General features: G+C 61.5%; 21 protein-coding genes. 10 read left to right on the top strand and 11 right to left on the bottom strand.

Features of this window, described 5'->3' with window-relative positions; genetic code table 11:
- The first annotated feature begins 3 nt into the window (after positions 1–3).
- From NE851_RS30460 to NE851_RS30470, 3 genes are all read left to right on the top strand, one after another.
- The gene (locus NE851_RS30460) at positions 4–1191 is read left to right on the top strand and encodes a phytanoyl-CoA dioxygenase family protein (RefSeq protein ID WP_254959558.1); all 1188 of its coding nucleotides are present in this window, start codon (positions 4–6) and stop codon (positions 1189–1191) included.
- Between the two features lie 90 nt (positions 1192–1281).
- Positions 1282–2103 (top strand): SDR family oxidoreductase, encoded by an 822-nt coding sequence (locus tag NE851_RS30465; protein ID WP_127430702.1) that lies wholly within the window; start codon positions 1282–1284, stop codon positions 2101–2103.
- 95 nt (positions 2104–2198) lie between these two features.
- Positions 2199–3110 carry an SMP-30/gluconolactonase/LRE family protein gene (locus NE851_RS30470; protein ID WP_127430701.1) on the top strand — a complete coding sequence of 304 codons (912 nt, stop codon included), beginning with the start codon at positions 2199–2201 and terminating at the stop codon, positions 3108–3110.
- Between the two features lie 9 nt (positions 3111–3119).
- Here NE851_RS30470 and NE851_RS30475 read toward each other — a convergent pair whose 3' ends face one another.
- The 5 genes from NE851_RS30475 to NE851_RS30495 form a co-directional block, all read right to left on the bottom strand.
- Positions 3120–3860, bottom strand: coding sequence for a ThuA domain-containing protein (locus NE851_RS30475; RefSeq protein WP_127430700.1), 741 nt, complete (start codon positions 3858–3860; stop codon positions 3120–3122).
- 34 nt (positions 3861–3894) lie between these two features.
- The gene (locus NE851_RS30480; RefSeq protein WP_127430699.1) at positions 3895–4977 is read right to left on the bottom strand and encodes an ABC transporter ATP-binding protein; all 1083 of its coding nucleotides are present in this window, start codon (positions 4975–4977) and stop codon (positions 3895–3897) included.
- A gap of 19 nt (positions 4978–4996) precedes the next feature.
- The gene (locus NE851_RS30485; protein WP_132575793.1) at positions 4997–5908 is read right to left on the bottom strand and encodes a carbohydrate ABC transporter permease; all 912 of its coding nucleotides are present in this window, start codon (positions 5906–5908) and stop codon (positions 4997–4999) included.
- Position 5909: 1 nt separating this feature from the next.
- Positions 5910–6797 carry a carbohydrate ABC transporter permease gene (locus NE851_RS30490; protein WP_127430697.1) on the bottom strand — a complete coding sequence of 296 codons (888 nt, stop codon included), beginning with the start codon at positions 6795–6797 and terminating at the stop codon, positions 5910–5912.
- 103 nt (positions 6798–6900) lie between these two features.
- Positions 6901–8193 carry an ABC transporter substrate-binding protein gene (locus NE851_RS30495; protein WP_047616172.1) on the bottom strand — a complete coding sequence of 431 codons (1293 nt, stop codon included), beginning with the start codon at positions 8191–8193 and terminating at the stop codon, positions 6901–6903.
- A 204-nt stretch (positions 8194–8397) separates the two neighbouring features.
- Between NE851_RS30495 and NE851_RS30500 the strand changes: the two genes are divergently transcribed.
- The 3 genes from NE851_RS30500 to NE851_RS30510 all read left to right on the top strand — a co-directional run bounded on the left by NE851_RS30500 (position 8398) and on the right by NE851_RS30510 (position 12758).
- On the top strand, positions 8398–9402 hold the full coding sequence (locus tag NE851_RS30500; RefSeq protein ID WP_254959559.1) for a Gfo/Idh/MocA family protein: 1005 nt from the start codon (positions 8398–8400) through the stop codon (positions 9400–9402).
- A gap of 12 nt (positions 9403–9414) precedes the next feature.
- A complete protein-coding gene (locus tag NE851_RS30505) occupies positions 9415–10413 on the top strand; it encodes a LacI family DNA-binding transcriptional regulator (RefSeq protein WP_047616168.1) in 999 nt (332 codons plus the stop codon).
- A 101-nt stretch (positions 10414–10514) separates the two neighbouring features.
- Positions 10515–12758 (top strand): glycoside hydrolase family 2 protein, encoded by a 2244-nt coding sequence (locus tag NE851_RS30510; RefSeq protein ID WP_183906222.1) that lies wholly within the window; start codon positions 10515–10517, stop codon positions 12756–12758.
- A 6-nt stretch (positions 12759–12764) separates the two neighbouring features.
- Here NE851_RS30510 and NE851_RS30515 read toward each other — a convergent pair whose 3' ends face one another.
- From NE851_RS30515 to NE851_RS30530, 4 genes are all read right to left on the bottom strand, one after another.
- Complete coding sequence (locus NE851_RS30515; RefSeq protein ID WP_028757118.1) at positions 12765–13880, bottom strand: ABC transporter ATP-binding protein; 1116 nt, start codon at positions 13878–13880, stop codon at positions 12765–12767.
- A gap of 3 nt (positions 13881–13883) precedes the next feature.
- A complete protein-coding gene (locus NE851_RS30520) occupies positions 13884–14852 on the bottom strand; it encodes a carbohydrate ABC transporter permease (protein ID WP_254959560.1) in 969 nt (322 codons plus the stop codon).
- A complete protein-coding gene (locus tag NE851_RS30525) occupies positions 14849–15802 on the bottom strand; it encodes a carbohydrate ABC transporter permease (RefSeq protein WP_028755623.1) in 954 nt (317 codons plus the stop codon). The genes NE851_RS30520 and NE851_RS30525 overlap by 4 nt, the downstream gene beginning before the upstream one ends.
- A 128-nt stretch (positions 15803–15930) precedes the next feature.
- Positions 15931–17190, bottom strand: a complete 1260-nt coding sequence (locus NE851_RS30530) for an ABC transporter substrate-binding protein (protein WP_028757120.1) — start codon at positions 17188–17190, stop codon at positions 15931–15933.
- A gap of 309 nt (positions 17191–17499) precedes the next feature.
- Between NE851_RS30530 and NE851_RS30535 the strand changes: the two genes are divergently transcribed.
- From NE851_RS30535 to queE, 4 genes are all read left to right on the top strand, one after another.
- Complete coding sequence (locus NE851_RS30535) at positions 17500–18552, top strand: LacI family DNA-binding transcriptional regulator (protein WP_028757121.1); 1053 nt, start codon at positions 17500–17502, stop codon at positions 18550–18552.
- 114 nt (positions 18553–18666) lie between these two features.
- Positions 18667–19377, top strand: a complete 711-nt coding sequence (gene queC, locus NE851_RS30540; RefSeq protein ID WP_254959561.1) for a 7-cyano-7-deazaguanine synthase QueC — start codon at positions 18667–18669, stop codon at positions 19375–19377.
- Positions 19377–19733, top strand: a complete 357-nt coding sequence (queD, locus tag NE851_RS30545) for a 6-carboxytetrahydropterin synthase QueD (RefSeq protein WP_028755619.1) — start codon at positions 19377–19379, stop codon at positions 19731–19733. Before queC ends, queD begins: the two co-directional genes overlap by 1 nt.
- Positions 19730–20458: a 7-carboxy-7-deazaguanine synthase QueE gene (queE, locus tag NE851_RS30550; protein WP_254959562.1), complete on the top strand. Its 729-nt coding sequence runs from the start codon at positions 19730–19732 to the stop codon at positions 20456–20458. The genes queD and queE overlap by 4 nt, the downstream gene beginning before the upstream one ends.
- Before the next feature lies 1 nt (position 20459).
- Here queE and NE851_RS30555 read toward each other — a convergent pair whose 3' ends face one another.
- Both NE851_RS30555 and nrdF read right to left on the bottom strand, forming a co-directional pair.
- Positions 20460–21686, bottom strand: a complete 1227-nt coding sequence (locus tag NE851_RS30555; protein WP_028755617.1) for an adenylate/guanylate cyclase domain-containing protein — start codon at positions 21684–21686, stop codon at positions 20460–20462.
- 101 nt (positions 21687–21787) lie between these two features.
- Positions 21788–22762: a class 1b ribonucleoside-diphosphate reductase subunit beta gene (nrdF, locus tag NE851_RS30560; protein ID WP_183906226.1), complete on the bottom strand. Its 975-nt coding sequence runs from the start codon at positions 22760–22762 to the stop codon at positions 21788–21790.
- Positions 22763–22860 lie beyond the last annotated feature (98 nt).

Here is a 22860-nt window from a genome sequence, read left to right on the forward strand (position 1 = left end):
GCCATGAAAACCGACAACCCGCAGACACTGCGCGCCGACCGCGTTTGGCTGAGCGAAGAAGCCTGCGATCTCGACGATTTCCGCAGCCTTGCGGAAAAAACGACGGTGCTTGCCGATTATCCCTTGGCGTCCGCGGTCGAAAAAAACGTGCTGATCTATGACAGCCGAAAGGTGATGGCCGAAGTCGCAGCGCCGGGAGGCCGGCGCGCCGTGTTGGCCGAAATCTGCGAAGCCTTCGGCGAAGGCCCTGGGGTCGTCGTGTTCAAGCGCGCTTACGAAGACACCGGCATCATCGACCGCGCCAGCACGATCTTCGACGCGATCATCGAGGAACAGCACCGCACTGCGACCGGCGGCGGCGATCATTTCGCCAAGCCCGGCGCCAACGACCGCATCTGGAATTCGCTGGAAATACATTGCCTCGCCGATCCGGCAAATTTCGCCGAATATTACGGCAATCCCATCATCGCGCTGGCAAGCGAAGCCTGGCTCGGCCCGAGCTACCAGATGACGGCGCAGGTCAATCGCGTCAATCCGGGCGGCGCGGCGCAGTCGGCGCATCGCGATTACCATCTCGGGTTTCAGTCGTCTGCGGTGATCGAGCAGTTTCCGGCGCATGTGCACCGGCTCTCGCCGGTACTGACACTGCAGGGCGCGGTCGCCCATTGCGACATGCCGCTCGAAAGCGGCCCGACGCTCTTTCTGCCGCACAGCCAAACCTATGTGCCCGGTTATCTCGCGCTGAAACGGCAGGAGTTCCGCGATTATTTCGAAACCCATCATGTCCAGATGCCGCTCGAAAAAGGCGACGTCGTCTTCTTCAATCCCGCCCTTTTCCATGCCGCCGGCACCAACCGCTCGGCCGACATCAAGCGTGTCGCCAACCTCCTGCAAGTCTCCTCCGCCTTCGGCCGGGCGATGGAAACCGTCAACCGCGAGAAGATGAGCGCCAGGCTGTTTCCCGCCTTGAAGAGCTTGCAGGAAAAGCTCTCGCCTGATGAAATCGCCAACGCCGTCGCCGCCTGCGCCGAAGGTTATTCCTTCCCGACCAATCTCGACCGCGACCCGCCGCTCGGCGGACTGGCGCCGAAGACACAGGCGCAACTGATGCACGAGGCGCTGAAGGAAGGCTGGAGCGACGAGGCCTTTACCGCAGCACTTGCGGCGCAGGCGCAGAAGAAGCTGAGCTGATTGGAAGCGTAAGTCTCTTGTATCCGTACTGACACAAGCCTCCCGCATCCGCGGGAGGCCATTCGCACATCATCACAACGGAGGAACCACATGAGCACAGACCACGGCCGTCTCGACGGCAAGATCGCCATCATTACGGGCGGCACGCAAGGCTTGGGCGCCACCATCGCCCGCCTCTTCGCCGAGCGCGGCGCAAAGGGCATCGTCATCTGCGGCCGCAACGAAGCCAAAGGTAATGCGAAGGCCGCGGAGATTTCGGACGTGACCGGCGCCAGGGTCGTTTATATGAAGGCCGACCTCGGCAAGGTCGAGGAGGCGCAGAATGTCGTGCGCGCCTGCGATGAGGCCTTCGGCCGTGTCGACGCGCTGGTCAATGCCGCCGCCATTACCGATCGCGGCACCATTCTCGATACCAGCCCGGAGCTCTTCGACGCCATGTTCGCCGTCAATGTGCGCGCGCCGTTTTTCCTGATGCAGGAAGCGATAAAGGTCATGCGCCGCGAAAAGATCGAAGGCACCATCGTCAACATCGGCTCGATGTCGGCCAAAGCCGGCCAGCCCTTCATCGCCGCCTATTGCGCCTCCAAGGGCGCGCTGGAAACGCTGACGAAGAACACCGCCTACGCGCTGCTGCGCAACCGCATCCGCGTCAATGGTCTGAACATCGGTTGGATGGCCTCCGAAGGCGAGGACCGGATCCAGCGCGAATATCACGAGGCACCGGCCGACTGGTTGGAGAAGGCGGAGGCAAGCCAGCCCTTCGGCCGTCTCGTCGATCCGCACGAGGTGGCGCGCGCCTGCGCTTACCTGTCGTCTTCCGAATCCGGCCTGATGACCGGCTCGGTCATCTGCTTCGATCAGTCGATCTGGGGCGCCTACGACGGCTCGCCGCATCCGGTCGCAGCCCTCTGAGAAAGGCAGAGCCCGGCAATTCCGTCGCCGGGCTCTGGCACCTCCAGGTTTTTGCCGCTAGGAAAAGAACGGCAGCATTCAGGGAGGAAACCGGCATGGGCGACAATCCGATTTATGAGATCCGCGACGAACGCTTCGGTGCAATGATCATCGGCAGCGCCACCCTCGAGGAGCTTTATTCCGGCTGCCGCTGGACGGAAGGCCCGGTCTGGTTTTCCGACCTGAACTGCCTTCTCTGGAGCGATATCCCGAATGAACGGATGATGCGATGGACACCGGATGGAACGGTCTCCGTCTTCCGTTCACCATCCAACTACGTCAACGGCAATACCCGCGACCGGCAGGGCCGGCTCATCTCCTGTGAACATGGCGGCCGCCGCGTCACCCGTACCGAGACGGACGGCACCATCACCGTTCTCGCCGACAGCTATGAGGGCAAGCGGCTGAATTCGCCGAACGACGTCGTCGTGCACTCCGACGGCGGGGTCTGGTTCACCGATCCGACTTACGGCATCCTGTCCGATTACGAGGGCCACAAGGCCGAGCCCGAGCAGCCGACCCGCAACGTCTACCGGATCGACCCCGTAAGCGGCGAGATCGATGCCGTCGTCGAGGATTTCATCCAACCGAACGGCCTTGCCTTCTCGCCCGATGAGACGAAGCTTTATATTGCCGATTCCGGCTCGGCAAAACATGACGTGCCGCGCCATATCCGCGTTTTCGACGTCATCGACGGCAGGAGGCTTGCGAATAGCCGTTACTTCTGCAGCCTCGACGTCGGCAATCCCGACGGCTTCCGCTTCGATGTCCAAGGCAATCTCTGGACGAGCGCCTCCGACGGCGTCCACTGCTTTTCGCCCGAGGGAACGCTGCTCGGCAAGATCAGGGTGCCGCAGACGGTGTCCAACCTCACCTTCGGCGGCCCCAAGAAAAACCGGCTCTTCATCACCGCGACGCGTTCGGTCTATTCGATTTATATCAAGACGACCGGCGCACAATATCCATAGATCAGGCCTTCAGCTGTCGGGACGCCCATGCAGCGGCTCGGCCCGATGCCAGTTTTCCAGGATGCGGCCATCTGTGTGTTTCTGCTGCGCCCAGCGGATGCCGTTCGAGATCACCTTATGCACGATCTTGTCGTGATAGATCGGGTAGGTCTCGTGGCCGGGGCTGAAGAAGAAAATGCGCCCGCGCCCGCGCTGGAAGGTGCAGCCGCTGCGGAACACCTCGCCACCGGAATACCAGGAGATGAACACAAGCTCGTCCGGCTGCGGAATATCGAAGGGCTCGCCGTACATTTCCGAGGCATTGACCTCGAAATAGGGCGGCAGTCCCTCGGCGATCGGATGCGAGGGATTGACCACCCAGACGCGTTCGAGGTCGCCATCCGGCGTCTCGCGCCAGGAAAGGTTGGCGTTGGTGCCCATCAGCCGGCGGAAGAGCTTGGAATGATGGCCGGAATGCAGGACCAGCAGGCCCATGCCCTTCAGCACACGCTGCTGCACGCGGTCGATCAGCCCGTCGCTGACCTCGTCATGCGCCATATGCCCCCACCAGAGCAGCACGTCGGTATCATCGAGCACGCTGTCCGGCAGGCCTTCATCGGGATCATCCAACGTGCCGCGGCGGATTTCGAAATCCGGATGGGCAATACCGGCGGCGATCGCGCCGTCGATACGGTCGGGGTAGATCTCCTGGACCTCCCTGTGGAGCTGTTCGTGGCGTCCTTCGTTCCAGATGGTGATCTTGATTGTCATGGCATTCCTCGATGTTTGGGCGATGGTTCAGGTGTCAGGCAGTTGCCGGACGGATCACTCGGCCGGCGGAATCGAACAGATGGCAGGCAGCCGGATCGGCCATCAGCGGCACGCGGTCGCCCGGCCGCACCGCGATATCGCCTTCGGCGCGCACCACGATCGGTTGCTGCGGCGAGCCGACGGTCATGTAGGTCTCGACGCCGAGGCGCTCGACGATGACCACCTCGGCGGTGAAATTTCCCCGCCCCTCCGGCGCGATCTTCAAATGCTCCGGCCGGATGCCGAGCTTGGCCTCGCCCTGCGGCACGACCCCGTTCGCATCGGCAAGATCGAGCGAAAGCCCGATCGGGCTGTCGAGATGCAGCCTGCCCGCTGAGGCCTGCGTCGCGGTGACCGGGATGACATTCATCTTCGGCGAGCCGATGAAGGTCGCGACAAATTCATTCTCCGGCTGATGGTAGAGCGCCATCGGCGCCCCCGCCTGTGCCACCAGGCCCTTGTTCAGCACGACGATGCGGTCGGCCATCGTCATCGCCTCCACCTGGTCGTGGGTGACGTAGACGACAGTTGCCTTCAGCTCGCGGTGCAGACGCTGCAGCTCGGCGCGCATCTGCACGCGTAGCGCCGAATCGAGGTTCGACAGCGGCTCGTCGAACAGGATCAGCGCCGGTTTCTTGATGATGGCCCGGCCGATCGCCACACGCTGGCGCTGGCCGCCGGAAAGGGCGGCAGGGCGGCGGTCGAGATAGTCGGTCAGCTGCAGGATCTCGGCGACGGCTTCGACCTGCCGGCGGATTTCCGCCTCCGGCACCTTCTTCAGGCTGAGGGAGAAGCCGATATTTTCGGCAACACTCATATGCGGATAGAGCGCATAGGACTGGAACACCATGGCGATGCCGCGCTTGTCGGGCGGCACGTCGTTGATACGCTTGCCGTTGAGGATGAGGTCTCCGTCGTCGATGCCTTCGAGGCCGGCGATCATCCGCAGCAGCGTCGACTTGCCGCAGCCGGACGGGCCGACGAAGACGGCGAATTCGCCGTCTTCCACTGTGATGTCGACGCCTTTGATGACCTCGAGCGCGCCGTAGAATTTGCGAACGTTTCTGAGATTGATCATCTGTTTCTCTTTCTTGATCTCAGCCCTTCACGCCGCCCGAGAATGTCTGGACGAGGAAGCGCCGCGCAAAACCGAAGGCGACGACGGCAGGCAGCAGGTAGATGAAGGCCAAAGCCGTCAGAAGGCCGTAATCGATCTCGTTGATGCGCAGGAAGGCCCGGAAGAGACCGAGCGGCAGCGTCTGCAGTTCCGGTGACGACAGGAAGATCAGCGGCAGAAGGAAGTCACCCCAGGCCGACATGAAGGCGAACAGCCCGGCGGCCGCAAGCCCCGGCAGCGCCAGCGGGATCAGCACCCGGCGGATGCGCTGGATCAGTGTCGCTCCATCCATCAGCGCCGCCTCTTCGTAATCCCTCGGCAGCCCGTCGAAGAAGGTCTTCATGATCCAGAGCGCCAGCGGCAATTGCATGGTCGCCAGCACCAGGATCAGCCCGAGATAACCGTCGATAAAGCCGGTCCAGCGCATGATGTCGCGGGCATAGCTGCCGAAGATCGGCCTGAGCACTGCCGCTTCCGCATTGTTCAGCGTCAGCAGGAACTTGTAGAGCGGCACGACCAGCGCCGTCGGCGGCAGCACCCGGATGAGCAGGATCGCGTAGAGGAAGGGCAGCTTCCACCAGGCCCTGGTGCGTGACAGCGCATAACCGCCGAGCCCGGCAAGCACCATGACCAGCAGCGTCGCACCGCCGACCACGAAGAGCGAGTTGAACAGCCACTTCGCCCCGTCCTCCTTGGTGAAGACCTTGATATAGTTGGCGAAGGTCCACTGCTCCGGCCAGTGCAGGAAAAGCTGCGCATTGCCGTCGAGAGAGGCGAGCAGCACCCAGAAGAAGGGAACCGCGCAGAAGATCGAGATCAGCGACAGCGTCGCATAGGCGATGAGGTCGGAGCGGCCTTTGTTTGCGGTCTCGCTCGGGGAAACGACGGCCATGTCAGACCTCCACCTTCATGGCCCGGACATAGGCGATGCCCAATATCAGCGAGATGACGAGCGCGACGACCGCGACCGCCGCCCCATATCCCAGCTGGAAGGCCGTGAAGGACTGGTTATAGATATAGATGCTGACGACCTCGGTCGCCCCGCCCGGCCCGCCGCGCGTCAGCGCATAGACGAGGCCGAAGACGGCAATGGTGGAGACGGCCGAGATCAGCATGTAGAGCAGGATCGTCGGCATCATCAGCGGCAGGGTGATGCGGCGAAACATCTGCGACGGTGTGGCGCCATCCATGCGGGCCGCCTCGTAAATCTCCCCCGGTATGGTGCTGAGGCCCGCGGTCAGGAGGATCATCGCCGTGGCGATGCCGCGCCAAGTGTTGACGACGATAATCATCGACAGCGGGAAGACCTGCAGCCAGTCGGCCGGCGCGACACCGAAAAAGCTGACGATGCGGCTGAGCGTGGCATTGTCGCCGCCGGCCAGCATCGAGATCCACATGAAGCCGGCGACGACCTCAGGGGCGGCATTCGGCAACAGGATGATCGACGAGAACAGCCGCCGGAAGCGGATCGGCCGGCGCAGCGCCATTGCCGAGATCAGCCCAAGCACGAACTGGCCGATCACTGCCGAACCGATGACGAAGACGAAGGTGACGAACAGCGCGTTCCAGAACTTCGCGTCGTTGAGGAGCCGCGTATAATTCCTGAGACCGACGAAGCGGGGCCGCAGCGCCGCCGCCCCGGTCAGCGCCTCATTGGTAAAACTCAGATAGATGGAATAGAGGGCCGGATAGATGACGAAGGCCAGAAGCAGCACCAGCGAGGGCAGCAGGATCAGCAGCCACTGCCGCTCGGCGCGCTTTTCATGAGAGTTTCGGGCCATGGAAGCTCACAACCTTGTCGAATGAAGCCGGCTTATCGAATGAAAAGGGGAAGACGCGGGCGATGTCGCCGCGTCCCCGTTCGCTGGGAAAGAAAGCGGAGGCTTACTTGACCATGTCGTCGCCGAGCGTTTCCTTGACGTAGTCGACAAGGATCTTCTGGGCGCCGGCGGCGTCGGTTTCCTTGCGCAGCAGCGCTTCGGTGGCCCGCGCCACACCTTCGGAGACCGTGCCGAAGCCGGAGGCCTGCTTCAGGAACACGCCGTTCCCGGCCGCCGCATGGATCGGAACCAGTTCCGTCAGCTTCTGGAACTCGGCATTGTCGGCCGCGTCCTTGCTGGCGGGAATATTGCCGATGCGGGCGGCGTAGGAAACCTGTGTCTCGATCGAGCCGATCTCCATCAGCGCCTTGATCGCCAATTCGGTGTTGGCCGACTTGGAATTGACCGCCCACGGCGCGGCGAGATTGGCAAGCACATACTGGCCGCTGCTCTGGCCCGGTACTGTCCAGGTGCCGACCACCTTCGTCACGTCGGGAATCGGATTTTTGCTCTCGCGGCCCCAGTCGAAAATATAGCACCAGGAGCCGCAGGTGGTGGCGGCAAGCTTGCCTTCCGGGAACATCTGGTACTTCGGCACGACCCAGGGCTCGGGTCCGAGCAGCGGCTGCGTCGGCATCAGATCCTTGTCGATCAGTTCCTTGTAGACGTTGAAGACATCCTTGATGCCTTCGCCATTCAGATCGAGCTTGCCGTCGGCATCGACGAGCTGCGGCGTCTTCGAACCGACGAGCAGGTGCTGGAAGCCTTCGTCGAAGGCACCGCTTCCCCAGGAAACGCCGGCCGGGAACAGCAGGCCATAGGCGCCGGTTTTCTGCTTGATTTCGGCGGCACGATCGAGAAGCTCCTGCCAGGTCTTCGGCTGTTCGGTCGAGATGCCGGCCTTTTCGAGTACGTCCTTGCGATAATAGATTTCCTGGATGCCGAGCATGAACGGCATCACATAAGTCTCTCCATCCGGGCTGACGGCAAGCTCCTTGGCGACATCATAGAGTTTGGCGTAGCCATCCCAGGCCTTGAACTCCTTGGTCACCGGCGCGAGGTAGCCGGCTTCCACCATGTCGGCGACGGCGGCCGTCGTCGGGATGGAGAACAGGTCGGGGGCGTTGCCGGCGCCAAGCTCCGTCAGGAGTTTCGTCAGGTAATCCTTGTCCGGCGCCGGATATTCGATCACCTCGACGGTGACGCCATATTTCTTTTCGATCCGCTCGACCGTCGACTTCATCGCGTCGATGCCGGCCTGACCGTGATTTGCAATTCGGATTGTTTCAGCCTGCGCCAGCGTCGAAACCGCGCTCAGCAGAACGGCGCACAGGCCGCCAAGAACCATCTTCTTCAACGGAAGTCCTCCCTTTTTTAGAGACACGGCGCCCTCCAGCACCGACCGCGAAAATGTACACGCATTCCCAATGCTGACAAGACGGTTTTTAAAAAGATTCGTTATTGGGTATTAATACACTGATATTACTTATTTAATTAGATATTGCCATCACCGTAACGTTTGTGTAATCGTGTGCACAAATGCAATCAGGGAGGAAATTTCATGACTGAGAAATTGCGCCTCGGCGTCATCGGTGCCGGCCTGAAGGCGGCGGAATATGCCACGAGCTGGGTCAAGATGCCGGAGATCGAATTTGCTGCACTCGCCGACACCACGGCGGCTTCGCGCCAGCGCCTGCTCGACGTCTGCCTCGCCGCTGGCGCCCCCGAACCGAAGAGCTTCGAGGACTATCGTCAGATGCTCGGCCAGTGCCGGGACGAACTCGACATCGTCTACATCTCCACCCCGCATGCCTTCCATGCCGAGCAGGCAACTGCCGTTGCCGAGGCCGGCCTCGACCTCTTCCTCGAAAAGCCGATGGTGACGACAGTCACCGAGGCCGAGAGGCTGATCGCCGCGCAGAAGAAGAGCGGCGTCACCATCGTCACTGCCTTCCAGGGCGGCCTCTCGCCGCTGGTGCTCGACACGCGCCGGCGGGCGCTCGCCGGCGAATTCGGCGAACTGATCGCCATATCGGGCATGATCTGGGAAAGCTGGTCGTCGAACTATCATGGTCATTGGAAGCAGCAGCCTGAAATTTCAGGCGGCGGCTTCATGTTCGATACCGGCGCCCATATGATGAACACCGTCTGCCTGCTCGCCAATTCCGATTTCGACAGCGTTTCGGCCTACATGAACAACCACGGCAGGCAGGTCGACATCGCCACCGCCGTCTCCGCCCGGCTGAAAAACGGCGCGCTGACGACATTGACAGCCGCCGGCGAAGGCCCTCCGGGCTGCGCTTCCTACATCACCTTCTTCTATTCGAAGGCGATCGTGCGCATCGATGCCTGGGGCGGCTGGCGCGAGATCAGCGTCGGGCGGAGCGCCGAGCCGCGCGAGGAGGCCGAGATTCTCGGCAATCCGATGAAAAATTTCCTCGCCATTCGCGCGGGAAAGATGGAAAACTCCGGCTCCGTTGAAATGGGCCTCAGATTCGCTAGGCTATGGGATGCAATCAAGGAATCGGCAGCGGCCGACGGCGCTTCCGTCAGGATCGTCGCCTGATAGGCGCTGAAGATGAGCGGAATGAACAGACGGCGGATCACTTCGAAGGAACTGGCGAAACTCGCCGGCGTCTCCTCCGCCACCATTTCCCGCGCCTTCTCCCCGGATTCACGCATCGGCAGCGCCACCCGCGATCGCATCCTCGCCGTCGCCCGTGAACATGGCTACCAGCCGAATGCGATCGCCCGCTCGCTGAACAACCAGCGCTCGCGCCTCGTCGCATTGGTCGTCAATGCGATCGGCAACCCCTGCGAAGCCGAGGAACAGCAGCTTCTCGTCCACCGCCTGCAGGCAAGACAATTGCTGCCGATCATCCTCTGCTGCGCCGATCATTCCGACCGGCTGCAGCTGATGCGCCTCGCCTCCACCTATCAGGTCGATCACGTCGTCGTCTTTTCCGACATGGTGTCGATGCAGGATGCCGTCGACATCTTTCACACGACGAAGCCGATCATCGTCTCCTTCGAGCCGCTCGACAACGAAAACGTCTCCAGCATCCGCATCGACGGCTCTGGGGCCGCCGACGAGATCATCGACAAGATCGTCCGCGACGGCAAGAAGCGTTTCGCCTACCTCTCCGGCACCAATTCAAGCTGGATCGACAAGCTCAGGCGCAAATGGTTCGCCGATGCGCTCGCCAAGCGCGGCCTCTCTTTCGAGGCGCAGGCCTTCGGCGACTATTCCTATGATTCCGGCTTCAAGGAAGCCGTGCTGCTGCTGCACCGCGACAAGGTCGATGCCATCATCTGCGGCAACGACGTCATGGCGATCGGCGCACGCGATGCCGCCCGCCGGGTGATCGGCAAGAACACGCCTGACGATATCGCCATCGTCGGCCAGGACGGCATCGCCATGGCCGCCTGGGATTGCAACGACCTCACCACGCTGAGCCTCGACCACGTCGCCTTCATCGATGCCGTCGTCGAACTGATCGAACGCCATGACGCCGAGATCGAAGGCCCGCACAGCATCACACTCACCTGCACCGCCCGCTGGGGCTCGACCGCATAGCGGCACACATCCATTGCATCGAGGAGGAATACCGATGACCAGATTTTCACGCGCCGAAAGGCGCCGCAATGTCCCTGATGCCGTAAGCTGGAGAGCCTGAAATGCGTTCCGTCGTCTCCTTCAATGAAGGCTGGAGTTTCCATGAGGGCTTCGGCCAGCGTTTGCTCGAAACTTTCGATGCCGCCAAATCGGTCAGCCTGCCGCACACCGCCGTCGAACTGCCCTTCAACTATTTCGATGAGACCAGCTACCAGCGCGCCTTCACCTATCAGAAGGTGCTGCGCTGGCTGCCGGAGTTCGAGGGGCGCGAGGTCTCGCTCGTCTTCGATGCCGCCATGGCCGACAGCGTCGTCTATCTGAACGGCGAGGAAATCGTCGCCCATAAGGACGGCTACACGCCCTTCGAGGCCCGCCTCACCGGCAGGCTCGCCAGGGGAGAGAACCTCGTCACCGTCAAGATCGACGGCAGCGAGAACCCGGCCATTCCGCCTTTCGGCGGCCGCATCGATTATCTCACCTATGCCGGCATCTACCGCGACGTCTGGCTGAAGGTCACCGACCCGGTTTCGATCCGCAATCTCAAGATCGAAACCACGGACGTTCTTCGCCCGGAGAAATCGGCAACCGTGCGCGTCGATATCGCCAATCCCGAGAGCCGCAGCTTCTCGGCGACCGTCACCGCCACGCTGAAGCAGGCCGACGGCACGGTGGTCGCCACCGCCGCCACCGAAACGATCGGCAGCCGCACCACGCTCTCCTTCGGCGGCCTCACCGGCATCACCCTCTGGGACATCACCGATCCCACACTCTATGACGTCACCGTCGAACTCAGGACCGAGCACGGCTCCGACCGTGTCTCGACGCGGTTCGGCTTCCGCACCGCCGAATTCACGCCGGAAGGTTTTCTCCTGAACGGCAAGCCGCTGAAGCTGCGCGGCCTCAACCGTCACCAGGCCTTCCCCTATGTCGGTTATGCCGCCGGCCGCTCCGCCCAGGAGCGCGACGCCGACATCATGAAGACGGTGCTGAAGTGCAATATCGTCCGCACCTCGCATTATCCGCAGTCGAAATGGTTCCTCGACCGCTGCGACACGATCGGCCTGCTGGTTTTCGAGGAAATCCCCGGCTGGCAGCATATCGGCGATGCCGATTGGCAGCAGGAATCGATCGAGAACGTCCGCCGCATGATCGAGCGCGACTGGAATCACCCCTCGATCATCATCTGGGGCGTGCGCATCAATGAATCGCAGGACAATCACGATTTCTACGCCGAGACCAACCGGCTCGCCCGCGAGCTCGACAGCACCCGCCAGACCGGCGGCGTGCGTTATATCACCGAGAGCGAACTGCTCGAGGACGTCTACACGATGAACGACTTCATCCTCGGCAACGAGGAACTGCCGGGCGCCAACCGCCCTCGCACGACGCTGCGCGGCCAGCAGGAAAATACCGGACTGTCCCACAAGGTGCCGTACCTCATCACCGAGTTCAACGGCCACATGCACCCGACGAAGATTTACGATCAGGAGCAGCGCCAGGCCGAGCATGTACGCCGGCACCTGGACGTGCTGAACGCCGCCTACGGCGATGCCGATATATCCGGCGCCATCGGCTGGTGCATGTTCGACTACAACACGCACAAGGATTTCGGCTCCGGCGACCGCATCTGCTATCACGGCGTCATGGACATGTTCCGCGAGCCGAAATTCGCGGCCTATGCCTATATCAGCCAGTGCGATCCATCAGACGAGATCGTCATGAAGCCGGCAACCTTCTGGGCGCGTGGCGAACGCAATATCGGCGGCGTGCTGCCGCTGATCATCCTGACCAACTGCGACGAGGTGGAGCTGCAATATGGCGCGCTTTCCAAACGCATCGGCCCGGACCGCGAAAACTACCCGCATCTGCCGCATCCGCCCGTCGTGCTCGACCATCGCCACTTCACCGCCGATGAGCTCGGCACCTGGGGTCTCGAATGGATCGACGGCACCTTCACCGGCTATATCGACGGCAAACCGGTGGCCAGCCTGACGCTGGCGGCCGATCCGTTGCCGACGACACTTGAGGTCGTTGCCGACAGTTCGACGCTCAGAGCCCGCGAACGCGACAGCACACGCGTCATCATCCGCGCCCTCGACCAGAGCGGCCAGCGCCTGCCCTTCATGAATGACAGCATTTCGCTGAAGGTGCACGGCCCGGCAAGGATCGTCGGCCCGGCCACTGTGCCATTGCAGGGCGGCACATCAGGCTTCTGGCTGGAGGCGACGGGCTTCACCGGCGAGATCACCGTCGAAGTCGTTTCTACGCGTTTCGCACCGGTGACAACAAGCGTGACGGCCGCCTGACGGCCATCACCCGATCCTCGCCTGGCTTTCTGGATCGAAGAAGACGGCCTTATCGAGATTGAAGGCCAGTCGGGTTGTCTGGCCAGGTGCAATGCCGGCATCGGCGCGCAGGCGGGCGACGACGGACTTGCCGCCGAGCTTGGTGACGGCGAAGGTGTCGGAGCCGGCCGGTTCGACGACTTCGATCAGGCAGTCGCCCTCGCTCAGCATGCGCGCCTTGCGGTCGGCGCCATCCGGATCGGTCAAGGCCTCGGGGCGGATGCCGAAGATCACCTGTCTGCCGGTATAGGTGGTCAGGCCATTGTTGCCAGCCATGACCGGCAGCTTGAGCGGGGCGGCATTCGGCCGCTCCAGCGAGACTTCGAGCCCGCCGGCGCCGTTTTCGACGGTGGCGGTCAAGAGGTTCATCGCCGGCGATCCCATGAAGTCGGCGACGAAGATGTTGGAGGGGCTGTTATAGATCTCGGCCGGCGTGCCGAACTGCTGCAGCACGCCGTCCTTCAGCACGGCGATCTTGGTCGCCAGCGTCATCGCCTCGATCTGGTCATGGGTGACATAGACGAAGGTGGTGCCCATGCGCTGATGTAGCCGCTTGATCTCGGTGCGCATGTCGACGCGCAGCTTGGCATCGAGATTGGAGAGCGGCTCATCGAACAGGAAGACCTGCGGGTTGCGCACCAAGGCTCTCCCCATGGCGACGCGCTGGCGCTGGCCGCCCGACAGCTGGCTCGGCTTGCGGTCGAGCAGATGGCCGATCTGCAGCATGTCGGAGACCTGTTTGATCGCCTTGGCACGTTCGTCCTTCGGCACGCCGCGGATCTCCATGCCGAAGGCGATGTTGCCCGCCACCGTCATGTTCGGATAGAGCGCATAGGACTGGAACACCATGGCGATGTCGCGCTTGGAGGGATGCAGGCCGCTGATGTCGCGCCCGTCGATCCTGATATCGCCCGAGGTGATCGTCTCCAGCCCGGCAATGGTGTTGAGCAGGGTGGACTTGCCGCAGCCGGACGGGCCGACCAGCACGAGAAAGCCGCCCTTGTCGAGTTCGAGGTCGATGCCCTTGAGAATGTCGACGGCGCCGAAGCGCTTTTTAAGACCGGAGATTTCGAGGAAGGCCATGGATTACCCTTTGACAGCGCCCGCCATCAGACCGCGCACGAAGTAGCGGCCGGCGAGGATATAGACGATGAGCGTCGGCACGGCGGCGATCATCGCCGCCGCCATGTTGACATTGTATTCGACCACCCCGGTCGAGGTGTTGACGACATTGTTCAGCGCCACCGTCATCGGCATGGAATCGCCGGTGCCGGCATAGGCCGAGGCAAACAGGAAGTCGTTCCAGATATTGGTGAACTGGTAGATGACGGTGACGACGATGATCGGCAGCGAGTTGGGCAGCATGATGCGCCGGAAGATCTGGAAGAAGCTGGCGCCATCGACCTGGGCGGCCCGCACCAGCTCGGTCGGAAAGGCCTCGTAGAAATTGCGGAAGAACAGCGTCGTGAAGCCGAGGCCATAGACGACATGGACGAAGACCAGATTGACGGTCGGATTGCCGAAGCCGAAGGCAAAGCCGGTGGCGTTCTGCAGCGTCATGCCGAAGCGGCCGAGCGAACCGAGGATCGTTGCCATCGGCAACAGCACCGATTGGAACGGAATGAAGCAGGCAAACAGCATCAGCCCGAACACCAGCGTATGGCCGGGAAAGCGCCATTTTGTCAGCACATAACCGTTCAGCGCCCCCATGATGGTGGAGATGGCGACGGCCGGCACCACCATCTTGATCGAGTTCCAGAAGTAGCCCTTGATGCCGGCGCAGGTCAGACCCACACAGGTCTCGCCCCAGGCCTTGATCCAGGGATCGAAGGTCGGGGATTGCGGCAGCGCCAGCATGTTGCCGTTCTGGATCTCGTCCATGGTCTTGAACGAGGTGGTCAGCATGACGAAGAGCGGCATCAGGTAGAGGATGGCGAAGATCACGAGCAGGCCGTAGATGACGGTGCGGCCGATCCAGCGGCTGTTGCTGCTGTTGTTGTTGCTGTTGTCGCTGGCCTGCGGGGTTGCGATTGCCGGAGAGGTCACGCTGCTCATCGCGCCTTCTCCTTCAGTTCGGAATAGAGATAGGGCACGATGATCGCCGAGATGGTCATCAGCATGATGATGGCGCTGGCCGAGCCGACGGCCATCTCGTTGCGCTTGAAGGTGTATTCATACATGAAGTTGGACGGCAGCCAGGCCGAGCCGCCCGGCCCGCCCGAGGTCAGCGCCACCACCAGGTCATAAGACTTGATCGCCATATGGGCGAGCACGATGAAGGCCGACAGAAAGATCGGCCGCAGCAATGGAATGACGATGCGGCGGTAGAGCTGGAAGGGCGAGGCGCCGTCGATCTGGGCCGCCTTCATGATCTCGCCGTCGATGCCGCGCAGGCCCGCCAGGAACATCGCCATGACGAAGCCCGACGCCTGCCACACACCGGCGATGACGACGGTGTAGATGACGAAGTCCTTGTTCTTGATCCAGTCGAAGTGGAAGCTCGTCCAGCCGAAGTGGTGCAGCGTCTGTTCCAGGCCGAGGCCGGGGTCGAGGAACCATTTCCAGGCAACGCCGGTGACGATGAAGGAGAGCGCCATCGGATAGAGGAAGATCGGCCGGAGCAGCCCCTCGCCGCGGATCTTCTGGTCGAGCAGGATGGCGAGGAAGAGACCGAGCGCCAGGCAGATGCCGACATAGAGGAAGCCGAAGATCGCCATGTTGGTGATCGAGGTATACCAGGAGGACGGCGGATCGCTCTCGAAGGTCCAGCGCCACAGCCGCTGATAGGCGCGTGCGCCGGTCAGCGCATAGGAGGGAAAGGTCTTGGAATTGGTGAAGGACAGATAGGCCGTCCAGATGATGAAGCCGTAGACGAAGATGATGGTGATGACGAAGCTCGGCGCCAGCACGATCTTCGGCAGCGCATCCTGCAGCCGGCCGCGCAACGAGATACCCGTCGATTGCCGCGGCGTCAGAACCGGATCGGTAGTCGCAACTGTGCTCATGGAATGTCATCTCCTCCCCGCATGATGGCTCCTCGATATCGTCCGGGCATGATCATCCTGCATGATCGGCGCGGAGCCTGAAGCTTCCCCGCGGGTCACGCGGGGAAGCATTGTCATCACAAGTGATCTCAGCGGGCGTCGTCGATCGCCTGGACCAGCTGGGTCACGGCCTCGTCGGAGGTCTTGATCTGGCCGTGGACGAACTTCGAGACGACGTCCTTGTAGGCATTGGCAATCGCCGGCGGTGCGCCATAGCCTTGCGCCAGCGAGCCGAACAGCGTGCCGCCTTCATTGGCAGCCTTCAGGTCGGCGATACCCTTCTTGCCGCAGGCGTCGAAGTCGGTATCGGGAACGTCGGTACGAGCCGGCACCGAACCCTTGACGACGTTGAAGGCCGACTGGAAGCTCTTCGACAGCGTTGCGGTTGCCAGCGCCACCTGCGCCGCCTTGCGGTCGTCGGGGACGTTGAACATGCCGAACATGTCGGAGTTGTAGATCACGCTGCCGTCGGTGCCGGGGAAGCGGTAGCACAGGAAGTCGGTATCCGGCGTCTTCTTGGCGGCGACGAATTCGCCCTTGGCCCAGTCGCCCATCACCTGCACCAGCGCGTCACCCTTGATGACCATGGCGGTGGCGAGGTTCCAGTCGCGGCCGGAGAAGTTCGGATCGACATATTTGACGATCGTCGCCAGATTGTCGAAGGACTTCTTCATCGTGTCGGACTTCAGCGACTCTTCATCGAGGTCGTTGAAGGCCTTCTTGTAGAACTCCGGACCGCCGGTCGACAGCACGATGGAATCGAACATCGTCGCTTCCTGCCAGTTCTGGCCGCCAAGGGCGAGCGGGATGACGCCGGCGGCCTTGGCCTTGTCAAGCAGGGCGATCAGATCGTCAAAGGTCTTCGGCTGGGTGCCGCCGATCTTGTCCATCACCGCCTTGTTGATCCACAGCCAGTTGACCGAGTGGACGTTAACAGGGGCTGCGACCCACTTGCCGTCATAGACCGAGAACTTCTGCAGCGCCGCCGGCACCGACTTGTCCCAGCCTTCCTTCTTCGCCGTCTCCGTCAGGTCGCCCATGACACCGGCCTGGGCATAATCGAGCACGGTATACCCCAGCATCTGCGAGGCTGTCGGATAGGTGCCGGCCGCCACCATCGCCTTCAGCGCCGTCATCGCCGCGTCACCGCCACCGCCGGCCACCGGAACATCCTTCCAGGCAAAACCTTCCTTCGACAGGTCCTGCTTCAGAACGTTCAGCGCCGCTGCCTCACCGCCCGACGTCCACCAGTGCAGCATCTGCACTTCCTTCACGTCGGCAGCCTGCGCTGCGCTCAGGCCGGCCATCATCACGACAGCAATCGCTGCCGAGCTCAAAAACTTGCGCATGAATTTCCTCCCATTTGCAAATCGGCGGCGGGACCCTCCCTGCCGCCCGATGTTTTCCACCCATTGTGGCGGTCGACATACGACCGCGCTCCTCCGCGCGGTTGCTAATTTAAAACGTTATAACTCTTTGATCGTCAAGTCCTTTCTCGACTGTCGAGAAAAATATGGTTATTTCGCCATGGCATTGAAACTAATAGATATTTTCTGTAAGATTAACAAAACGTAGAAATTTAAAACGTTTTCATTCGTTGATTGCGTGCCGGATTCATCGTGTTATTGTGTCGGCAAATCCACCATGGAAAGCTCAGGGTGACCGAACCGTCCCGGCCGCAACGCGGCGAAAATTTCGATATCGCACACAGGCGCGGCAAGCCGACCTTGCGAACGATCGCCACGATCGCCGGTCTTGCCGTGACGACGGTGTCACGGGCGCTTTCCGACGCGCCGCAGATTTCGCTGGAGACCCGTCAACGCGTGCACCGTATCGCCCGCGAGATCGGCTATCTCCCCGACCGGGCCGCGCAGCGTCTGAAGACCGGCCGCACCAACGTCATCGCCATTCTGCTCGATTCGCACGAGGAGGTGGTCGGCTTCAGCACCTCGATCATGTACGGCATCGCCAAGGCGCTGAAAGAGACCGCCTACCATCTAGTCGTCGCACCGAACTTCCTGTCGACGACCGACGTCGAGGCCGCCGAATACATTATCCGCAACCACCTCGCCGACGGGCTGATCTTCACACGCACCGAACCGCTCGATGCCCGTGTCCGCCTGCTGCTCGAAACCGGCTTTCCCTTCATCTGTCACGGCCGCACCGAATTTTCGACGCCGCACCCCTATGTCGACTATGACAATTTCACCTTTGCCTATGAGGCGACGCGCCGGCTGATCGCCAAGGGCCGCAGAAAGGTGGCGGTGATCCTGCCGCCGAAACGGCTGACCTTCTGCCAGCATATTCTGCATGGTTTCATGACGGCGGTGCGCGAAGCAGGCATCGCCTATGAGATCCCCGAAGCCATCGATCTCGATACACCGGCGGGTGTGCTGCGCGACTTCATTCGCAGCCGCGCTGATGCCCCGGATGCTCCTGACGGTTTCATCTGTCCCGGCGAAGTTTCGGCGCTCGCCGTCATCAGCGGCATGAGCGATGCCGGCCGTTTACTGGCCATCGATTACGATATCGTCGCCAAGGAGACATCCCGCCTTCTCAGCCAGTTGCAGCCGAAGGTCGACACGATCCACGAGGACCTGACGGCCGCCGGCGAGGATCTCGGCCGCATGCTGCTGCAGCGCATCAACAATCCGGACGCCGAAGATCTGCAGCTTCTGCTGCCGCCGCAGATCAACTTTCCGGTCGGTTAACCGCTCGGCTGTGACGGCCGACCTCTTAAAACTGTTTGCATGACGCGTGATTTGTCCTAGAAGCACCGCGTAATCCGGTCGCAGCCCACCCGGTCAAAACAAGGGATCCAAAATATGAAAACCATCGTCGTCTGCTCCGGCGGACTGGACTCCGTTTCGCTTGCCCACAGGATAGCCGCGGAAAAACAGCTTATCGGCCTAATTTCCTTCGACTACGGCCAACGGCATCGCAAGGAACTCGAATTCGCCGCGAAGTGTGCCGCACGTCTTTCCGTTCGCCATCATATTATCGACATTGCCAGCATCGGCGGCCATCTCAGCGGATCGGCCCTGACCGACAATGTCGAGGTTCCCGACGGCCACTATGCCGAGGAGACCATGAAAGCCACGGTCGTCCCGAACCGCAACGCCATCATGCTGGCCATCGCCTTCGGTCTGGCGGCAGCGCAAAAGGCAGATGCCGTTGCCGTCGCCGTGCATGGTGGCGACCACTTCATTTACCCCGACTGTCGGCCGGGCTTCATCGACGCCTTCCAGCGCATGCAGAACGAAGCGCTGGAGGGTTATGCCAGCGTGAAATTGCTTGCACCCTATGTCGATGTTCCCAAAGCGGCGATCGTGGTTGACGGCGCAAAACACGGCACGCCGTTTTCGGAAACATGGTCCTGCTACAAGGGCGGCAGGCTCCACTGCGGGCGCTGCGGAACCTGCGTCGAACGCCGCGAGGCCTTCCATCTGGCCGGCGTTCCCGATCCGACGGAGTACGAAGACCGGGACTTCTGGAAAGCGGCCGTGTCGCAATATTCGGCGACGAAGGTGCATTGATGTACCGCATCACCAAGGAGTTTCACCTCTCCGCCTCCCATCAACTGGATCACCTGCCCGCCGACCATCAATGCGCGCGGCTCCACGGCCACAACTACATTGTGGTCATCGAGCTCTCCGCCGAAAGCCTGAATGATGACGGCTTCGTTCGTGACTACCACGACCTCTCGTCGCTCAAGCGCTATATCGACGAAACCTTCGATCATCGGCACCTGAACGACGTCTTCGGCCATTCGAAAGTCACCTCCGAGTTCCTGGCAAGGCACTTTTACGACTGGTGCAAGCAGCGCTTCCCGGAGACATCGTCCGTTCGCGTCAGCGAGACGCCGAAAACCTGGGCGGAGTACAGGCCGTGAGTGGCGGAACCATTCGCGTCAGCGAGATCTTTGGCCCGACCATCCAGGGTGAAGGCGCCTTGATCGGGCTGCCGACGGTGTTCGTCAGAACAGGCGGCTGTGATTATCGATGTTCCTGGTGCGACAGCCTGCACGCGGTCGACAGCGCGTTCCGCGATCAATGGATTCCGATGTCCCCCGAGGCGATCTGGCATAAGGTCACCGAACTCTCCGGGGCAAAGCCACTGACGGTTTCCCTTTCCGGAGGCAATCCGGCGATACAACCCTTAAGGCCGCTGATCGAACTTGGCCATTCCCAAGGATACCGCTTTGCACTGGAAACGCAGGGAAGCATAGCCCAGGCCTGGTTTCGCGATCTCGACGTCCTGGTCATCAGCCCCAAACCGCCATCCAGCGGAATGCTGACGGATTGGGACCAGGTGGACAACTGTCTTCGACTGGCCACCGGTGGTCCTGAGATCGCCTTGAAGATCGTCGTCTTCGACGATGCCGACTACGAATTTGCCCGACGGGCAGGTGAGCGCTATCCGCAAATTTCCCTGTTCCTCCAACCCGGCAACCACACCCCGCCGCCGCCCGACGATGACGACGCCCGCATTGATATCGACGGTGTGATGGATCGGATGCACTGGCTTGTCGACAAGGTGACGGCGGACCAATGGTTTGCAGCCCGCGTGCTGCCTCAACTGCACGTGCTGCTTTGGGGAAACAAGCGAGGGGTCTGAGCTACCTGCCCTCTGGAAAGGCGAAGACATCGACCGGTTCGCCGAGCCCGCGCAGCGGGAAGGTGCCGAGACTGTCCATCTCCTCCGCGCAGCCCGCCATTTCGACGAAGGCCCGCGATAGCAGCACCGGACGCTTGACCTCCTTGGTCAGGCTTTCCAGCCGCGAGGCGACATTGACCGCCGGCCCGATGACGGTGAAATCCAGCCGCCGGCGCGAGCCGATATTGCCGTACATGACATCGCCGACATGCACGCCGACGCCGTAGCGCAGCGGTTCGCGCCCATTGCTCGCATGCTGCTGGTTCAATTGCGCCATCAACTCCTGGCCCTCACGGATCGCCTGCAGCAGATCATGACAGGCCGTTTCCTTACTCAGCGGGAAGATCGCCAGCAAGCCGTCGCCCATGAACTTCAGGATCTCTCCGCCATAGCGCTCGATCGGGTCGGACATAGCGTCGAAATAATCGTTGAGCAGATGGATGACGTCGTCGCGCGGCCAGAGATCCGAAATCGCCGTAAAGTCGCGCAGATCGCAGATCATGATCGCCGCGCCGACGGTCGCGCCGCTGCCACGCGTCGTAACACCCGACAGGATCTGCTCGCTCGCATGCGGTCCCACATAGGTCTGCAGCAGCGTGCGCGCCATGATGTTCTTCAGCCGGATTTCGCTGACGAGGGTCAGGGCCGGCAGCAGGTCGCGCAGGGAATCGATATGATCATTCGTAAAACCGCCCGGCCGGCTGGTGGAAAATGTCGCGACGTGCCGTTTGCCGAACGTATGCTCGACCGGCCAGGCGATATACTCCGTGAGACCGTCGTCGCGCAGTTCCTGGTAGAATGAATCCTCGTCGCCGTCGGCTGTGTCTTCCAGCTGTTTGCGCACCTCCTCCGCACCCTGATGGATCGCATTGACGGGACTTTTCAGGAACTCCGGGGTATTTTCGACACCATAGGCGAAAGTGTTGATCTTCGCCTCCGTCAGACCCTCCTTCCAGAGGATGCGGGCGCCAATCCATTGCGGATGGTTCGTCCTGAAATGCAATGTCGCGCGCGCCACCGGCACCCCTGATGCCAATAGCTTCTCGCACATCTCCACCAGGATGTTGTCGATGAACCGCTCGCCGCGCGTCTCGTTCACCAGCCAGTCGAGGATCCGTCTCCTGCGGATCGGCCAGACGCCATCATCCGCTTCGACGGTAGTCCCGGCCTTGTCCAAAAGAGACGACATCAAAAACTCCTGCTGCGCCATATCGGCGAGTACTGAATTTAGTTTCAGCTGAATGTGGGCGATAGGGAAGCAAATGATAAGGGGGAGACGGCGATCAAACCTCAGAAATCCCAGTCCTCGTCCTCGGTCGCCACTGCCTTGCCGATGACATAGGAGGAGCCGGAGCCGGAGAAGAAGTCGTGGTTCTCGTCGGCATTCGGCGAAAGTGCCGACAGGATCGCCGCGTTGACCTTGCAGGCATCAGCCGGGAAAAGCGCCTCATAGCCGAGGTTCATCAGCGCCTTGTTGGCATTGTAGTGCAGGAACTTCTTGACGTCCTCGGTCAGCCCGACGCCGTCATAGAGCGCTTCGGTATATCTGGCCTCGTTATCGTAGAGTTCGAGCAGCAGCTCGAAGGCGAAATCCTTGATCTCCTGCCTTCTCTCATCACCGAGCCGCTCCAGCCCGCGCTGGAACTTGTAGCCGATATAATAGCCGTGCACCGCCTCGTCGCGGATGATCAGGCGGATCATGTCGGCCGTGTTGGTGAGCTTGGCGCGGCTCGACCAGTACATCGGCAGGTAGAAGCCGGAATAGAACAGGAAGCTTTCGAGGAAGACGCTCGCGACCTTCTTCTTCAGCGGATCGCCGGAGCCGTACTGCTCCATGATCAGCGCCGATTTCCGCTGCAGGAATTCATTCTCCTCCGACCAGCGATAGGCATCGTCGACATCGGGCGTCGAGCACAGCGTCGAGAAGATCGAGGAATAGGAGCGCGCATGCACAGCCTCCATGAAGGAGACGTTGGAAAGCACCGCCTCCTCATGCGGCGTTGCCGCATCTTCCATCAGCCTTATGGAACCGACGCCATTCTGGATCGTGTCGAGCAGCGTCAACCCGGTGAAGACGCGGATGGTCAGTTGTTGCTCGACCGGCGTCAGCGTCGCCCAGGAAGGAATGTCGTTCGAAAGCGGCACCTTTTCCGGCAGCCAGAAATTGCCGGTGAGCCGGTTCCAGACTTCGAGATCCTTATCGTCCTCGATACGGTTCCAGTTGACGGCGCGCACGCGGCTGATCGGCTTTACGGCGATGTTCATGGTGATTATGTCCTCAATAGATCTGATGGCGCTCGGAGCCCCCTCACCCTGCCCTCTCCCCCAGGGGAGAGGGGATGTCGCGCCTGCCGCAAATGTCT

It is taken from the genome of Rhizobium anhuiense bv. trifolii (genome assembly GCF_024346605.1).
Taxonomy (GTDB): Bacteria; Pseudomonadota; Alphaproteobacteria; order Rhizobiales; family Rhizobiaceae; genus Rhizobium; species Rhizobium anhuiense.

Excerpts from the sequence above, each read along its gene's own strand:
- NE851_RS30460 (WP_254959558.1), top strand. The coding sequence starts at position 4 with ATGAAAACCGACAACCCGCAGACACTGCGCGCCGACCGCGTTTGGCTG.
- NE851_RS30465 (WP_127430702.1), top strand. The coding sequence starts at position 1,282 with ATGAGCACAGACCACGGCCGTCTCGACGGCAAGATCGCCATCATTACG.
- NE851_RS30470 (WP_127430701.1), top strand. The coding sequence starts at position 2,199 with ATGGGCGACAATCCGATTTATGAGATCCGCGACGAACGCTTCGGTGCA.
- NE851_RS30475 (WP_127430700.1), bottom strand. The coding sequence starts at position 3,860 with ATGACAATCAAGATCACCATCTGGAACGAAGGACGCCACGAACAGCTC.
- NE851_RS30480 (WP_127430699.1), bottom strand. The coding sequence starts at position 4,977 with ATGATCAATCTCAGAAACGTTCGCAAATTCTACGGCGCGCTCGAGGTC.
- NE851_RS30485 (WP_132575793.1), bottom strand. The coding sequence starts at position 5,908 with ATGGCCGTCGTTTCCCCGAGCGAGACCGCAAACAAAGGCCGCTCCGAC.
- NE851_RS30490 (WP_127430697.1), bottom strand. The coding sequence starts at position 6,797 with ATGGCCCGAAACTCTCATGAAAAGCGCGCCGAGCGGCAGTGGCTGCTG.
- NE851_RS30500 (WP_254959559.1), top strand. The coding sequence starts at position 8,398 with ATGACTGAGAAATTGCGCCTCGGCGTCATCGGTGCCGGCCTGAAGGCG.
- NE851_RS30505 (WP_047616168.1), top strand. The coding sequence starts at position 9,415 with ATGAGCGGAATGAACAGACGGCGGATCACTTCGAAGGAACTGGCGAAA.
- NE851_RS30510 (WP_183906222.1), top strand. The coding sequence starts at position 10,515 with ATGCGTTCCGTCGTCTCCTTCAATGAAGGCTGGAGTTTCCATGAGGGC.
- NE851_RS30515 (WP_028757118.1), bottom strand. The coding sequence starts at position 13,880 with ATGGCCTTCCTCGAAATCTCCGGTCTTAAAAAGCGCTTCGGCGCCGTC.
- NE851_RS30520 (WP_254959560.1), bottom strand. The coding sequence starts at position 14,852 with ATGAGCAGCGTGACCTCTCCGGCAATCGCAACCCCGCAGGCCAGCGAC.
- NE851_RS30525 (WP_028755623.1), bottom strand. The coding sequence starts at position 15,802 with ATGAGCACAGTTGCGACTACCGATCCGGTTCTGACGCCGCGGCAATCG.
- NE851_RS30530 (WP_028757120.1), bottom strand. The coding sequence starts at position 17,190 with ATGCGCAAGTTTTTGAGCTCGGCAGCGATTGCTGTCGTGATGATGGCC.
- queC (WP_254959561.1), top strand. The coding sequence starts at position 18,667 with ATGAAAACCATCGTCGTCTGCTCCGGCGGACTGGACTCCGTTTCGCTT.
- queD (WP_028755619.1), top strand. The coding sequence starts at position 19,377 with ATGTACCGCATCACCAAGGAGTTTCACCTCTCCGCCTCCCATCAACTG.
- NE851_RS30555 (WP_028755617.1), bottom strand. The coding sequence starts at position 21,686 with ATGTCGTCTCTTTTGGACAAGGCCGGGACTACCGTCGAAGCGGATGAT.
- nrdF (WP_183906226.1), bottom strand. The coding sequence starts at position 22,762 with ATGAACATCGCCGTAAAGCCGATCAGCCGCGTGCGCGCCGTCAACTGG.